Origin of the sequence: Enterobacter sichuanensis, from assembly GCF_009036245.1 — a bacterium.
GTDB lineage: Bacteria > Pseudomonadota > Gammaproteobacteria > Enterobacterales > Enterobacteriaceae > Enterobacter > Enterobacter sichuanensis.
Genome location: NZ_CP027986.1, coordinates 3,383,926 through 3,398,914, shown reverse-complemented (window position 1 = coordinate 3,398,914; position 14,989 = coordinate 3,383,926). Strand labels below are relative to the sequence as shown.

At 56.3% G+C, this 14,989-nt stretch carries 14 protein-coding genes; 7 read left to right on the top strand and 7 right to left on the bottom strand.

Annotated features, from left to right (window positions below):
* Positions 1-9: 9 nt before the first annotated feature.
* Both bcp and C1N69_RS16355 read right to left on the bottom strand, forming a co-directional pair.
* Positions 10-480, bottom strand: a complete 471-nt coding sequence (bcp, locus tag C1N69_RS16360) for a thioredoxin-dependent thiol peroxidase (protein WP_025758956.1) — start codon at positions 478-480, stop codon at positions 10-12.
* Positions 480-1,049 (bottom strand): glycine cleavage system transcriptional repressor, encoded by a 570-nt coding sequence (locus tag C1N69_RS16355; protein WP_025758958.1) that lies wholly within the window; start codon positions 1,047-1,049, stop codon positions 480-482. Before C1N69_RS16355 ends, bcp begins: the two co-directional genes overlap by 1 nt.
* A gap of 145 nt (positions 1,050-1,194) precedes the next feature.
* Between C1N69_RS16355 and dapA the strand changes: the two genes are divergently transcribed.
* From dapA to ypfH, 6 genes are all read left to right on the top strand, one after another.
* Complete coding sequence (gene dapA, locus C1N69_RS16350) at positions 1,195-2,073, top strand: 4-hydroxy-tetrahydrodipicolinate synthase (protein WP_008501633.1); 879 nt, start codon at positions 1,195-1,197, stop codon at positions 2,071-2,073.
* 16 nt (positions 2,074-2,089) lie between these two features.
* Complete coding sequence (gene bamC / locus C1N69_RS16345; protein WP_033146169.1) at positions 2,090-3,124, top strand: outer membrane protein assembly factor BamC; 1,035 nt, start codon at positions 2,090-2,092, stop codon at positions 3,122-3,124.
* A gap of 109 nt (positions 3,125-3,233) precedes the next feature.
* Entirely contained in the window at positions 3,234-3,947 is a 714-nt protein-coding gene (gene purC / locus C1N69_RS16340; protein ID WP_008501631.1) for a phosphoribosylaminoimidazolesuccinocarboxamide synthase, read from the top strand.
* A 120-nt stretch (positions 3,948-4,067) separates the two neighbouring features.
* Complete coding sequence (gene ypfJ, locus C1N69_RS16335; RefSeq protein ID WP_047959195.1) at positions 4,068-4,937, top strand: KPN_02809 family neutral zinc metallopeptidase; 870 nt, start codon at positions 4,068-4,070, stop codon at positions 4,935-4,937.
* Positions 4,937-6,883, top strand: a complete 1,947-nt coding sequence (locus C1N69_RS16330; protein WP_155031538.1) for a tRNA(Met) cytidine acetyltransferase TmcA — start codon at positions 4,937-4,939, stop codon at positions 6,881-6,883. The genes ypfJ and C1N69_RS16330 overlap by 1 nt, the downstream gene beginning before the upstream one ends.
* Before the next feature lie 73 nt (positions 6,884-6,956).
* Complete coding sequence (gene ypfH / locus C1N69_RS16325; protein ID WP_155031537.1) at positions 6,957-7,652, top strand: esterase; 696 nt, start codon at positions 6,957-6,959, stop codon at positions 7,650-7,652.
* 65 nt (positions 7,653-7,717) lie between these two features.
* On the opposite strand, the gene C1N69_RS16320 is transcribed toward ypfH, so the two are convergent.
* From C1N69_RS16320 to C1N69_RS16310, 3 genes are read right to left on the bottom strand one after another with little or no spacing between them, the layout of a single operon-like run.
* A complete protein-coding gene (locus tag C1N69_RS16320; RefSeq protein ID WP_008501627.1) occupies positions 7,718-7,915 on the bottom strand; it encodes a YpfN family protein in 198 nt (65 codons plus the stop codon).
* Positions 7,916-7,939: 24 nt separating this feature from the next.
* Entirely contained in the window at positions 7,940-9,067 is a 1,128-nt protein-coding gene (gene dapE, locus C1N69_RS16315) for a succinyl-diaminopimelate desuccinylase (RefSeq protein WP_025758963.1), read from the bottom strand.
* Positions 9,068-9,077: 10 nt separating this feature from the next.
* The gene (locus tag C1N69_RS16310; protein ID WP_045284553.1) at positions 9,078-9,428 is read right to left on the bottom strand and encodes an ArsC family reductase; all 351 of its coding nucleotides are present in this window, start codon (positions 9,426-9,428) and stop codon (positions 9,078-9,080) included.
* A gap of 387 nt (positions 9,429-9,815) precedes the next feature.
* On the opposite strand from C1N69_RS16310, the gene ypfM reads away from it, so the two are divergent.
* Complete coding sequence (gene ypfM / locus C1N69_RS16305; RefSeq protein ID WP_015572204.1) at positions 9,816-9,875, top strand: protein YpfM; 60 nt, start codon at positions 9,816-9,818, stop codon at positions 9,873-9,875.
* Positions 9,876-9,984: 109 nt separating this feature from the next.
* On the opposite strand, the gene acrD is transcribed toward ypfM, so the two are convergent.
* Both acrD and narQ read right to left on the bottom strand, forming a co-directional pair.
* Positions 9,985-13,098: a multidrug efflux RND transporter permease AcrD gene (gene acrD / locus C1N69_RS16300; protein ID WP_155031536.1), complete on the bottom strand. Its 3,114-nt coding sequence runs from the start codon at positions 13,096-13,098 to the stop codon at positions 9,985-9,987.
* 142 nt (positions 13,099-13,240) lie between these two features.
* On the bottom strand, positions 13,241-14,935 hold the full coding sequence (gene narQ / locus C1N69_RS16295) for a nitrate/nitrite two-component system sensor histidine kinase NarQ (RefSeq protein WP_155031535.1): 1,695 nt from the start codon (positions 14,933-14,935) through the stop codon (positions 13,241-13,243).
* Between the last annotated feature and the right edge of the window lie 54 nt (positions 14,936-14,989).

The window sequence follows — 14,989 nt, the reverse complement described above, 5'->3', positions numbered from 1 at the left end:
CACTCACTTTCAGGCACTTTGTTTCAGCCAGTTCAACACTACATCGTGGTGGTTGCTGGTTTTGAAGTCGTCAAACACGTGTTCAATTTTACCGTCAGCGTCGATCAGGAAGCTGATGCGGTGAATGCCGTCGTAGGTTTTACCCATAAACGTCTTCTCGCCCCAGATGCCGAACTGTTCGCACACCTGATGATCTTCATCAGAAAGCAGCGTGAAGTTCAGCAGCTCTTTTTCAGCAAATCGTGACAGCTTTTCTGGTTTATCCGTGCTGATACCCAGCACTTCCACGCCGGCTTTTTTCAACTCGTCCATGTTGTCGCGTAAGCCGCAGGCCTGTACGGTGCAGCCGGGGGTCATGGCTTTCGGGTAGAAATAGACCAGAACACGCTGTCCCTGGAAGTCGGTCAAATTTACTTGCTCGCCGTCTTGATCCGGTAAGCTAAATTTCGGTGCGATGTCACCGGCTTTCAGTGGATTCATTACTCAACTCCATCCTGTTCGTGCTGCGAATAATTTACGACGCTTATACTGCCCTGCGCGTTTAATTCTGTACAGAGGGCTTTGAACGCTTGCTCGATATTTGACGCATCCTGTGAAGCAGGGCTGTGTGCGGTAATCTGAATAAAGAGCGTGGGTACGGTGTTCTCGTCGCCCGGCTGCGTGCGGGAAACGAGCTCGGCGATGTTCATCTGATGGCTGTCAAACAGCGCGGTAAAGCGCTCGATCAAATGGGGGGAATCAGGGACTTCAACCTGCACCCAGACGGTAGCGGGCATGGCCGGACGTGGGCGCGCGGTGGTACGTTTCATCACGATGAGCAAATCCAGCTCCGCGCCTTTCAGCGGCAGGGTGGATTCGATAAGCGTAATGGCATTCCATGTTCCGGACAGCAGCATAATAAACGTGAACTCTTCGCCCAGCATCGCCAGACGGCTGTCTTCGATATTACAGCCGCAGCTGCTCACGTGACGCGTGATGGTGTTCACGATACCCGGCCTGTCGGCACCCAGCGCAGTGATAACCAGGTAATGTTGTGATGAGGTTGTCAAACCTGTTCTTCCTTTGCATGGTTAAGTCTTCCTAAGGAAAGCATAAAAAAAACATGCATACAACCGCCTGAGGGCCTCAGGTCGCTTGCTTTTATTACAGTTCCAAACGTACCATTGAGACTCTTGTTCGCACAGAGGATGGCTCATGTTCACGGGAAGTATTGTCGCGCTTGTAACACCGATGGATGAAAAAGGTAACGTCTGCCGGTCTAGCATGAAGAAGCTGATTGATTACCATGTCGCCAATGGAACCTCGGCGATCGTTTCGGTAGGGACTACCGGTGAATCTGCAACGCTGAGCCACGATGAGCACGGTGATGTGGTTATGCTGACCCTCGAACTGGCTGACGGACGTATTCCGGTCATCGCGGGGACAGGGGCAAATGCAACCGCAGAAGCGATCAGCCTGACTAAACGTTTTAACGACAGCGGCATCGTCGGCTGTCTGACGGTGACCCCTTATTACAACCGTCCTACCCAGGAAGGTTTGTTCCAGCACTTCAAAGCCATCGCTGAACATACTGACTTGCCACAAATTCTGTATAATGTGCCGTCCCGTACCGGCTGCGATATGCTGCCGGAAACCGTTGGTCGTCTCTCGGAAGTGAAAAATATTATCGGTATTAAAGAGGCGACAGGGAACTTAAGCCGCGTTCATCAGATCAAAGAGCTGGTTTCAGACGACTTTATCCTGTTGAGCGGTGATGATGCGACCGCGCTGGACTTTATGCAGCTCGGTGGCCATGGCGTGATCTCCGTAACGGCAAACGTTGCGGCGCGCGATATGGCTGAAATGTGCAAACTGGCCGCCGCCGGTCACTTTGATGAAGCGCGTGTCATTAATCAGCGTCTGATGCCGCTGCACAATAAATTATTTGTCGAACCCAATCCGATCCCCGTGAAATGGGCGTGTAAGGAGTTGGGGCTTGTAGCAACCGATACGCTGCGTCTGCCAATGACACCGATTACCGACCACGGTCGTGATATCGTCAGGGCAGCGCTGAAGCATGCCGGTTTGCTGTAAAGTTTAGGGAGATTTGATGGCTTATTCAGTACAGAAGTCGCGCCTGGCGAAGGTTGCGAGTGTTTCGCTTGTTATGCTGCTCGCTGCCTGTAGTTCAGACTCGCGCTACAAGCGCCAGGTGAGCGGTGATGAATCCTATCTGGATGCGACCCCGCTTGCTGAACTTCACGCACCGGCTGGTATGATCCTGCCGATTCAGAACGGCGATTATAATATCCCCGTGACCAACGGCAGCGGCCTGGTCGGTAAAGCGCTTGATATTCGTCCGCCAGCACAGCCTCTGGCGCTGGTGAGCGGGGCGCGTACCCAGTTCACCGGTGATACCGCGTCTCTGATGGTTGAGAGCGCGCGCGGTAGTACCCTGTGGCCGCAGGTTGTCAGCGTTATTCAGTCGAAGAACTACACCATCGATAAACGCGATGACGCCAGCCAGACGTTAACCACCGACTGGATCGAATGGAACCGTCTGGATGAAGATCAGCAGTACCGCGGTCGCTATCAAGTCTCCGTCAAACCACAGGGATATCAGCAAGCGGTTAACGTGAAGCTGTTGAACCTGGAGCAGGCGGGTAAACCGGTTGCAGATGCCGCGTCCCTGCAGCGTTACAGCACCGAAATGCTAAACGTGATTGCCGCAGGTCTCGATAAGACTGCCACCGATGCCGCCAACGCCGCGCAGAGCCGCAATGGCGCGACCTTCGATGTGCAAAGCGGTGCGGATGATACCGGCCTGCCAATGCTGGTGGTGCGTGCACCGTTTAACCAGACCTGGCAGCGTCTGCCAGCGACCCTGGAAAAAGTGGGCATGAAGGTGACCGACAGCACGCGTTCAACCGGCAGCATGACGGCAACCTACAAGCCGCTCTCCGACAGCGCGTGGCAGGAGCTGGGTGCGAAAGATCCTCAGCTTGCCTCCGGTGACTACAAGATTCAGGTCGGTGACCTTGATAACCGCAGCAGTCTGCAGTTTATCGATCCAAAAGGTCACACTCTGACCCAGTCGCAGAACGATGCGCTGGTCGCTGTCTTCCAGGCGGCATTCAGCAAATAAAAACGAGGGCTGGTGAATCCAGCCCTTTTTATTTTCGTGCTACGCAAACGTGTGCGTGGCATAATATGCCCAGTTTTGAACACAAATCATCACACCAGGAGTAATGAAGATGCAGAAGCAAGCTGAGTTGTATCGTGGCAAAGCGAAGACCGTATACAGCACGGAAAACCCGGATCTGTTGGTGCTCGAGTTCCGCAATGATACGTCAGCAGGGGATGGCGCTCGCATTGAGCAGTTCGATCGTAAAGGCATGGTGAACAACAAGTTCAACCATTTCATTATGACCAAACTGGCCGAAGCGGGTATCCCGACTCAGATGGAAGCGTTGCTGTCCGATACGGAATGTCTGGTGAAAAAACTGGATATGGTTCCGGTTGAGTGCGTAATTCGTAACCGTGCAGCGGGCTCCCTGGTGAAGCGTCTGGGCATTGAAGAAGGTATCGAACTGAATCCACCGCTGTTCGACCTGTTCCTGAAAAACGACGCGATGCACGATCCGATGGTCAATGATTCCTACTGCGAAACCTTCGGCTGGGTGAATAAAGAGAACCTGGCGCGCATGAAAGAGCTGACCTACAAAGCCAACGACGTGCTGAAAAAATTGTTTGATGACGCGGGCCTGATCCTCGTCGATTTCAAGCTGGAGTTTGGTCTGTTTAAAGGCGAAGTGGTGCTGGGCGATGAGTTCTCGCCGGACGGTAGCCGCCTGTGGGACAAAGAAACGCTGGATAAAATGGACAAAGACCGTTTCCGCCAGAGCCTGGGTGGCCTGATTGAAGCTTACGAAGCGGTTGCTCACCGTTTAGGCGTTAAGCTCGACTAACTCCCTCACTTGCCAAAGGATGTTTGCATCCTTTGGCCTCTTACCTTTGTTTCCTATGGTAATCTTGCCGTTAACCGCCTACGATCATAGCTATTATTAATGGAATAGTTCGAGGTGGTTATGCGCTGGCAAGGGCGTCGTGAAAGTGACAATGTAGAAGACAGACGCAGTGATGGTGGTGGCGGTCCTTCAATGGGCGGGCCCGGCTTCCGGTTACCCAGCGGAAAGGGCGGGATAATCCTGCTGATTGTCGTGCTGGTGGCGGGATATTACGGCGTCGATCTCACCGGGTTAATGACCGGTCAGCCGCTGCAACAGCAGCAACATTCTCAGCGCTCCATCAGCCCGAATGAAGATGAAGCGGCTAAATTTACCTCCGTTATTCTCGCCACAACAGAAGACACCTGGAGTCAGCTGTTCGAGAAGATGGGGCGTACCTACCAGCAGCCGAAACTGGTGATGTACCGGGGAGCAACCCGCACCGGTTGCGGTACCGGGCAATCGGTAATGGGGCCGTTCTACTGCCCGGCAGACGGCACCGTCTATATCGATCTCTCTTTTTACGATGACATGAAACGCAAGCTTGGCGCGGACGGTGATTTCGCCCAGGGCTACGTGATCGCGCATGAAGTCGGCCATCACGTGCAAAAACTGTTAGGGATTGAGCCAAAAGTACGCCAGCTTCAGCAAAATGCCTCTCAGGCCGACGTGAACCGCCTCTCCGTTAAAATGGAGCTGCAGGCGGACTGCTTCGCGGGCGTCTGGGGCCACAGCATGCAGCAGCAGGGCGTTCTGGAATCCGGCGATCTTGAAGAGGCGTTAAATGCCGCTCAGGCTATCGGTGACGATCGTCTTCAACAGCAGAGCCAGGGGCGCGTCGTGCCGGACAGCTTCACGCACGGGACCTCGCAACAGCGCTATAGCTGGTTTAAACGCGGTTTCGACAGTGGCGATCCGGCGCAGTGTAATACCTTCGGCAAAGCGATGTAATGCTGCGCTTTGAAAAGCTGATAAGCGAGCTTGAGCGCACTGGCCATCGTCGGCTGGTGGTGCTCAGCGGCGATGCGCAGTGGAGCTTAGCCCAGGCAGAAGCGCTGCGAGACGCTCTACCCGGAGACTGGGTAAGGCTTGACGAACATCCTTCAAAAGCCATCAGTAGCCTGCTGGGACGCGAGTTCCGGCATGCTGTTTTTGACGCGTGCTGCGGGTTCGATGTTGCCGCGTTCGCCGCGCTGAGCGGAACGCTGAGCGCCGGGAGCCTTCTGGTGCTGCGGGTTCCGCCGCTTGAGGCGTGGGCCGGGTTTCCTGACCGTGATTCCCTGCGCTGGAGCGACAGCGCCGAAGCGATAGCCACGCCGCATTTTGTCCACCATTTCTGTCGGACCCTTGCCGCCGACCCCGACGCGATTGTCTGGCTTCAGGGCAGCGATTTATCCCTTCCGCCTTTACCCGATGCTCCAGACTGGCGCCCAGCCAGCGGCGCGCCGCAGCGCGAGCAGGCGGCGATCCTGGACGTTCTTCAGAAAATGCCGCGGGGCATCGTGGCCGTTACCGCCGCGCGCGGGCGCGGTAAGTCGGCCCTGGCGGGAATGTTACTCCATCGTATTGCGGGCAGCGCCGTCGTCACCGCACCGACGAAAGGGGCGACAGAAAGTATCGCCCGCTTTGCCGGAGAGCGTTTTCATTTTATGGCCCCGGACGCGCTGTTAGCTTCTTCGCATCAGGCTGACTGGCTGATTGTCGATGAAGCTGCCGCGATCCCCGGCCCGCTGCTGGAAAAGCTGGTGAGCCGTTTCCCTCGCGTGCTGTTGACCACCACGGTGCAGGGATATGAAGGGACGGGCAGGGGATTCTTGCTCAAGTTCTGCGGTCGGTTTGCCGGGTTGCAGCGCTACAGCTTATCAACGCCGGTACGCTGGGCGGCAGGTTGTCCGCTTGAGCGGATCGTGGCCAGCGCGCTGCTGTTTGACGACACGCTGCTTGACCGCCGCCCGGAAGGCGAGGTGCGTATCACCTCTCTGACCCCCGCGGCATGGGAACGCCGTCCGGCGCTGGTCGCGAGCGTCTATGAGCTGCTCTGTGCGGCGCATTATCGCACCTCGCCGCTCGATTTACGCCGCATGATGGACGCGCCCGGGCAACAGTTTGCTGTCGCCGAAGCGAACCCGGTCATCGCCGGAGCGCTGTGGCTGGTGGAGGAGGGCGGGTTGTCCCCTGCGCTTAGCCGCGCGGTGTGGGCGGGGTTCCGCCGTCCTCGTGGAAACCTGGTGGCGCAGTCTCTGGCGGCGCACGGCGGCTCTCCGCTGGCGGCAACGCTCAGAGGCCGAAGGGTGACCCGTATTGCCGTACATCCTCACCGTCAGCGGGAAGGAATTGGTCAGGCGCTTATTCGCAGCGCCAGCGGGGAGGATTATCTGTCGGTGAGCTTTGGTTATACCGAAGAGCTTTGGCGTTTCTGGCAGCAGTGCGGCTTTGTGCTGGTGCGGATGGGAAGCCACCGTGAAGCCAGCAGCGGTTGTTACACCGCGATGGCGCTGCTGGCGCAGAGTGAGGCTGGGCATCAGCTGTGTCAGCAGGCGCAGCAGCGTCTGAAGCGCGATGCGCGGGTGTTATCGGCCTGGAACGGTGAAAAGATCCCGGTGGAATATGAGTGGGAAGCTACGCTTAATCATGACGACTGGCTGGAACTGGCGGGGTTTGCTTTTGCGCATCGCGCGTTTTCCACGTCGGTTGCCGCGTTGACACGGTTGTTGCTCGCCGTCGATATGCCGCTTCCGGCACTGCGGGGGAAGATGGAAGGGAAAACGGAAGACATCGGACAAAAAGCGCTGCTGGTAAAGTTGCGCAGTGAAACGGCGCAAGCGCTTGAAAGTCTTGACTCTCTCCGCTGCCAGCAGCTGAAAGAAGCCATTTTGCAATGGCAATTTTTTCAATGACTTCTTCAGTAAAGTGGCATGGTCATTCCCGCCGCGAGGCGTAGAATCCAGGCCATCTATTAAGGAGACCACCATGAAACATGACCATTTTGTTGTTCAAAGCCCTGACAAACCGGCTAAACAGTTACTGCTTCTGTTTCATGGTGTTGGCGATAATGCCGTCAATATGGGGCAGATTGGCAGCTGGTTTGCGCCGGTTTTTCCGCAGGCACTGATTGTCAGCATCGGTGGCGTCGAGCCGTGTGGTCCTAATGGACGGCAGTGGTTCTCTGTTCAGGGCGTGACGGAAGAGAACCGTCAGGCACGCATTGATGCCATCATGCCCACGTTTATCGACATTGTCCGCTACTGGCAGCAGCAGAGTGGCGTGGGGGCCGACGCAACCGCCCTGATAGGTTTCTCACAGGGGTCAATCATGTCGCTGGAAAGCGTAAAAGCGCAGCCGGGTCTGGTTTCACGGGTGATCGCGTTTAACGGCCGTTTTGCGACACTACCGACCCACGCGACCACGCAGACGACTATCCACCTGATCCACGGTGGGGAAGACCGGATGATTGAACTCTCGCATGCGGTCGCCGCACAGGAAGCGCTGATTCGCGAAGGGGGAGATGTGACGCTGGATATCGTTGACGATCTGGGCCACGCGATTGATGACCGTAGCATGCAGTTCGCACTCGATCATCTGCGCTATACCGTACCGAAGCACTACTTTGATGAAGCGCTCAGCGGCGGTAAGCCGGATAATGATGATATTGTTGAATTTATGTGAGGTTTTTTCCCCCTCACCCCCAGCCCCTCTCCCCAAAGGGGCGAGGGATAGGGTGAGGGGGCGGATTACTTCTTCTGGTCCTTCTTCGGCCAGTCGTCGTCATCGTCCCACTTGTCGTTAAAATCGCGGTGCGGGGGAAGATCCGGTTTGTTGGCGAGAAATTTTTTATGGTCAACGCGCTTAAGGTCTTTAATCACGTTCAGCAATACGCCGACCAGAAAAACCAACACCAGAACCCACCAGTACTTTGAAAGCCAGTCCATTCGCTATTCCTCTCAGAGCGTTCGTCAGGCGACGAGTTGCTCCATAATACGTTGATACATACGGGCCAGCAGTTGTAAATCTGCCGCATTAACACACTCATTGATTTTATGAATGGTCGCGTTCACTGGTCCCAGTTCGACAACCTGGGCGCCCATACGGGCGATAAAGCGTCCGTCTGAGGTGCCACCCGTTGTCAGCAACTGTGGCTTAATTTCATTATAGTGCTCGATGGCGTTGACCACCGCATCCACCAGCTTGCCGCGCTGTGTCAGGAACGGCTGGCCGGAAAGCCACCAGTCCACGGTGTAGCGCAGATTATATTTTTCCAGCAGGGCGATAACGCGCGCCTTGATCATCTCGTCGGTCAGTTCCGTGCTAAAGCGGAAGTTGAACTGGACGAAGTAATCCCCCGGGATCACGTTATTGCTGCCGGTTCCGGCTTTGACGTTCGCAATCTGCATGCTGGTCGGTGGGAAGAACTCGTTGCCTTTATCCCACTCAATCGCCACCAGCTCGCTCAGCATCGGCGCAGCGCGATGAACCGGATTATCAGCCAGATGCGGATACGCAACGTGCCCCTGAACGCCGTGAATGGTCAGGTTACAGGTCAGCGAGCCACGGCGGCCATTTTTCACCACATCACCCACCACTTCGGTACTGGACGGCTCACCCACCAGGCAGTAGTCCAGGCGCTCGTTGCGGGCCATCAGCGCCTCAACAACCTTTACGGTGCCGTTATGGGCGCTGGCTTCTTCGTCAGAGGTGATCAGAAACGCGAGCCGGTTTTTGTGGTTCGGATGTTGCGCGACAAAGCGCTCAGCCGCTACCACCATCGCCGCCAGCGAGCCTTTCATGTCTGCCGCCCCGCGGCCGAACAGCATGCCATCGCGGATGGTGGGTTCAAACGGGGGATTGATCCAGCGGTCCGCATCGCCAGCGGGCACCACGTCAGTATGTCCGGCAAAGGCCAGCGTTTCGCCCTGGCCGCGCCAGGCCCAGAAATTCTGGGTGTCGCCAAAATCCATACGCTCCACGGTAAAACCGATAGCGCGCAGGCGCTCAATCATTAATGCCTGACAACCTGCGTCGTCCGGGCTAAGGGAAGGACGGCGAATAAGCTGCTGAGTCAGCTCAATGACCGGGCATGACATAAACTACACCTCAACGAATAAAGTCGGAATAAAGGGTTTCACTGAAACCCAGCAGCATAGGCTTCCCTGGCGCGCAGAGCAATGGGCGTTTGATGATTGCCGGCATGTCGAGCATCAGTTTTGCCGCGCTGTCGGCGTCATTGATGCTGGCGCGAAGAGATTCATCCAGTTTACGCCAGGTGGTGCCGCGGGTATTCAGCAAGGCTTCCCAGCCCAGCTCGTCGATAGCGGTATGCAGAAATTCTGCATCAAGCCCATCGGCACGGTAATCGTGGAAACGGTACTCTACGTTGTTCGCCTCCAGCCAGCGGCGGGCTTTTTTGATGGTGTCGCAATTTTTAATGCCGTACATCACAACCATGGTGAATCCTTTTGTCGTTCTGGTGATTAAATGTTCAGTAAATTCGAAGATATATCCTTAAGTGGAATATAACACATTCAGGAATCGTCTGGATTTATGCGTCATCTTAATTCAACTAACAACTGTACGCTGAATATTCTTTCATCCTTTAAGCATAGATGTCCATAAGCTTTAAATGTCGAATAAACTCAGCGGGTAAAATAAAACTCACCCGTCCGTAGGGTTATTTCAGAATATTGCTGGCCGTCACAAAAAATTGAGGGCTCTCCGTTCATATTTATCATAAATCCCCGTATGACGTGGGGTACAATCGCAGCAATTGGTTAAATAGTCTTCACAATGATGATACGTTTTTGTAGAATGCGCATAATAATAAGAGAGGTTGTTATGATTGAACGTGAACTGGGGAACTGGAAAGATTTTATCGAAGGCATGCTTCGTAAATGACATTCAGTAAGAATTGCAAGAGCACTTAAATAAGTAAAATAACCATAGTGTGAATAAATCACACAATAAAAAGGCGGCCGAATAAGCCGCCTTTTTTTATTTCAACCACTTACTCCGGACGTTCCTTTAGCGGGAAGCGGCGACGCACCAGCACAAAGAACAGCGGAACAAAATAGATGGCCAGGACGGTCGCCGAAATCATACCGCCCATGACCCCTGTGCCGACCGCATGCTGGCTGCTGGAGCCTGCGCCAGTGCTGGTTGCCATCGGCAGTACGCCAAAAACAAATGCCAGCGAGGTCATCAGGATCGGGCGCAGGCGCTGACGGCAGGCGTGCAGCGTGGCGGCCATCAGCTCGTGGCCTTTGGCATTCATCTCGTTGGCAAACTCAACGATCAGAATGGCGTTTTTCGCCGACAGCCCAATCACGGTGAGCAGCCCGACCTGGAAGTAGACATCGTTCTCCAGACCACGCATCCAGGTGGCGAGCAGGGCGCCAATGACGCCAAGGGGCACCACCAGCATGACCGAGAACGGCACTGACCAGCTTTCATACAGTGCGGCAAGACAGAGGAAGACCACCAGCAGAGAGAGCGCGTAAAGTGCCGGTGCCTGTGCTCCGGAGAGGCGCTCCTGGTAAGACATGGCCGTCCACTCCAGACCAAAACCGGCAGGCAGCTGTTGCACCAGTTTTTCCATGATGTCCATGGCCGTACCGGTACTCACGCCTGGCGCGGCTTCCCCGACGATTTCAACCGAGGAATAGCCGTTATAGCGCTCCAGACGCGGCGAACCGCTCTCCCAGTGTGAAGTCGCAAAGGCAGAGAACGGCACCATTCCCCCGGCACTGTTTCTGACAAACCAGCGGTTTATATCATCCGGCAGCATACGGAATGGCGCGGCGGACTGGACATACACTTTTTTCACGCGGCCGCGATCCATAAAGTCATTCACATAGCTCGAGCCCCACGCCGTTTGCAGGGTGTCGTTGATATCGTTAATCGACACCCCCAGCGCCTGCGCCTTGCGCTGATCGATATCCACCTGAAGCTGCGGGCTGTCATCCAGACCGTTATGGCGAACGCGGGTCAGGCCCGGATCGTTGCCTGCGAGCGCCAGCAGCTTATCGCGCGCCGCCATCAGCGCCGTATGGCCCGCACCGGCGTGATCCTGGAGCTCCATATCAAACCCGGCGGAACTGCCCAGCCCGCTGATGGCCGGTGGACTGCTGGCAAAGACGCGGGCTTCTTTAATGTGCGCAAAGGCTTTTGTCGCACGCTCAATAATGGCAAATGATGTTCCCGTTTTGCTATCGCGCTCGTCCCAGTCCTTCAGGCGAACGAACATGCGGGCGACGTTTTGCCCGTTCCCGCCCGGGCCGGACCCGACGGTGGAGAAGACGGAGACCACGTTATCTTTCTCTTTGGTGAAGAAGTACTGCTCCACTTTCTGCACCACTTTCAGCGTTTGCTGCTGCGTTGCGCCACTCGGGAGCTGCACCGAGGTGGTGAACATGCCCCGGTCTTCCATCGGCAGGAATGAGGTGGGCAGGTGCAGGAACAGCCAGACCATCCCGCCCAGCAGCACAACGTAAATCATCATCCAGCGCAGGCTGCGGTGCAGCACGCGACCGACGGCAGATTCATACCGGGCGGCATTGCGGTTGAACATCCGGTTAAACCAGCCGAAGAACCCTTTCTGACCGTGATGCTCCCCTTTATGCAGTGGTTTCAGGATGGTGGCGCACAGCGCGGGGGTGAGGATCAGCGCTACCAGCACGGAGAGCACCATTGCCGAGACGATGGTAATGGAGAACTGACGGTAAATCGCCCCGGTGGTGCCGCCAAAGAAGGCCATCGGGATAAAGACCGCCGAGAGCACCATCGCAATACCGACTAGCGCCCCCTGAATTTGACCCATCGATTTGCGCGTCGCCTGGCGCGGAGAGAGTCCTTCTTCGCTCATGATGCGCTCGACGTTTTCAACCACCACGATGGCATCGTCCACCAGCAGGCCAATCGCCAGCACCATCGCAAACATCGTCAGGGTGTTAATGCTATAGCCGAACGCGTAAAGCACCGAAAAGGTCCCGAGCAGCACCACGGGAACGGCAATGGTTGGGATCAGCGTCGCGCGGAAGTTTTGCAGGAACAGGTACATGACCAGGAACACCAGCGCGATGGCTTCCAGCAGGGTTTTCACCACGTCCTCAATCGACGCTTTAACGAAGGAGGTGGTTTCATAGGCGACTTTGTACTCCAGCCCGTGCGGGAAATACTGCGACAGCTCATCCAGACGGTCTAACACCAGTTTCGCCGTGGCCATTTCGTTCGCGCCGGAGGCCAGCTTAATCCCCAGACCGGAGGCCTGGTTGCCATTAAAGCGGCTCAGGTAGTCGTACTTTTCTGCGCCCATTTCCACCGTGGCGACATCGCCCAGACGCACTTCCGACCCATCCTGATTCACCCGCAGGGTGATGTTGCGGAACTGCTCCGGCGTCTGCAGCAGGGATTGCGAATTAATGGTGGCGTTCAGGGCCTGTTTATCAACGGACGGCGTTCCTCCCAGCTGCCCTACGGCAATCTGGGCGTTCTGGGCTTTGATGGCATCCGTCACGTCGGTTGCCGTCATCTGGTAGCTGTTGAGCTTGTTGGGATCGAGCCAGATGCGCATTGAATATTGTGAACCGTAAGCGTCGATATCCCCGACGCCGTTAATACGGCTGAGCGGATCCTGAATATTACTGGCGACGTAGTCCGCGATATCCTGTTTATCCATCGAGCCATCTGTCGAGACAAACGCGATGGTCAAAATATTGGTGTCGCCGGTTTTACGCACGGTCACGCCCTGGTTCTGTACCGCCTGGGGCAGTTTGCGCATGGCCGACTGCAGCTGGTTTTGTACCTGCTGCACCGCTTCATCCGGGTCAGTGCCTGCCTTGAAGCTCAGGGTCACCGTTGCCTGACCGGTGGCGCTACTTTGCGAGGACATGTACATCAGGTTATCCAGACCCGTCATGTTCTGCTCGATAACCTGCGTCACGGTATTTTCCAGCGTTTGTGCGGACGCGCCGGGGTAGTTTGCGGTGACACGCACGTTAGGCGGGGCCAGATCGGGATATTGCTCAACGGGAAGTGACGTAATTGCCAGGACACCTGTCAGACACAACAGAATGGCAATTACCCAGGCAAAAATGGGGCGATCGATAAAAAAATTCGCCATGAAAAAGTGACCTCGTTTTGCTGCTCGTCATTATTGTTTATTGCCCGCATAACTTTAGCGGTAAGGCTCAGGTCAAACGTGGAGAAAAAAAGGAGATAGTGTAAATTATCATGCGCTTTTCCCTGCGCTTCCTCCTTTACCGTTATTTACCCGCCGGTGCCTGCGGCACGGGGAACGTGACGCTGACCAGCGTGCCCCCGTTTTGTGGCTGCGAAAAGTGCAGTGCTCCCCCAAGCCGTTGCGCGCGTTCACGCATAATGTTCAGACCGTAGTGTCCCGGCGGCTCGCTGGCTTCGCCAATTCCGATGCCGTTGTCACGAATGCTGACGCGGTGCGTACCGTCCACAGCCGTCACGCAGCTCACGGTGATCTCGCTGGCCTGCGCGTGCTTAATGGCGTTCAACACCGCCTCACGCACGATCTGTAACAGATGAACCTGCTTTTGCGCGTCGAGCGCCAGCGAGGAGAGGCGACAGTCAAGGTGCAGCTTCGCCTGCGTCTGGCTCTGCAGCGCGTCAAGAGACTCCTGCAACGCCGCGGGTAAATTCGCGTGGTTCAGCGTCAGGCGGAAGGTGGTGAGCAACTCGCGCAACTGCTGCCAGGCGTTGTTCAGCTCGCGGGAGAAATCGGTAATGATGGTCTGCGCCGGGGTGTTGTCCTCCGGCACGGCGCGCTTCAGCAGCGCAAGCTGAATGCGCAGATACGACAGCACCTGCGCCAGCGAGTCATGCAGCTCGCGGGCAATGGTGGCGCGCTCTTCCATCAGCAGCAGCTGCTGGTAATGCTTCTGCGCCTGGTTAAAGTACAGTCCACGCCCGAGCATGGTCGCCACGCTTCTCATCAGAGGGAGAGGGACGCTGTCCGTCTCGCTTTGCCAGCGCAGCTCGCCGTAGAGTGTGTCCTGCATCACTACCGGCAGGTTTTGCAGCGGGATGTCGCGTAACGCCGTCCCTTCACACAGCCGCCAGTCGTCGCTGGTACGCAGTTCCAGATAGTTCATCTGCGTATAGTCATGGACAATCTGCAGGATATGCCGGAAACAGTGGCTGTCTATCTGGCCGGTATTCAGCGCCTGAGAGCACTTGAACAGCATGTCGAGCTGCTGGTGGGCGTCATGCAAATGCCGCGTCTTTTCCGCAACCGAGGCTTCAAGCGAGCGGTAGAGCGTCGCTAATTCGGCGGACATGTGGTTGAAGGCGCGCGAAAGCTGGCCCAGTTCATTCGGCAGGGCGGTATCCGGCGCAGGGGTGGCAAATTCACCGCGCTCAATCCGTTCGCTGGCGGCCACCAGATTGTTAAGCGGTAACACCACCTGACGACGAATGCGGCGCAGGGTAAACAGCGTCAGCAGCAGGATCCCCAGCGCGCCGGCCAGGGAGAGCAGGGTCACCGTCTGAATTTTATGCTCGGTGTAGTGCTGCAGGGCGAGCACAAAGGCATCAATGCGGCCGACAAAATCCTCAATGTGGGTCTGATACCAGGCGCTGTCGCCGCGGGCGATGCGTTTATCCATCTCCAGCCAGGCCACCTGCAGCTGCTGATAGCGGGCGTTAACATTGTCCGGGACGTACCAGCGGTCCAGCTTCTGCAGTGCCGGCGCGCGCAACGTCTGTTGCCAGTGCTCGCGGTGCGCGGCAAGGGAAGGGCTGTTGCGCTGCAACTCATAGCCCAGTCGATAGCTCTGCATGCGCAGCGAACCCGCAATATTAATCGCCTCGGCATCACGCTGGCTGCTGGCCAGCGTCAGCAGTGCGACGGTGCTGGTCAGCGCGGATAAGACAATGATCGAAAAGAAAGCCCAGGCAAGGCTTGCGGAAACGGGTCGTTTAACGGTCACAGAACGGCTCTCTGAATAAAATTGATCTGCCACAGGTTCACTGGAAATAATTGG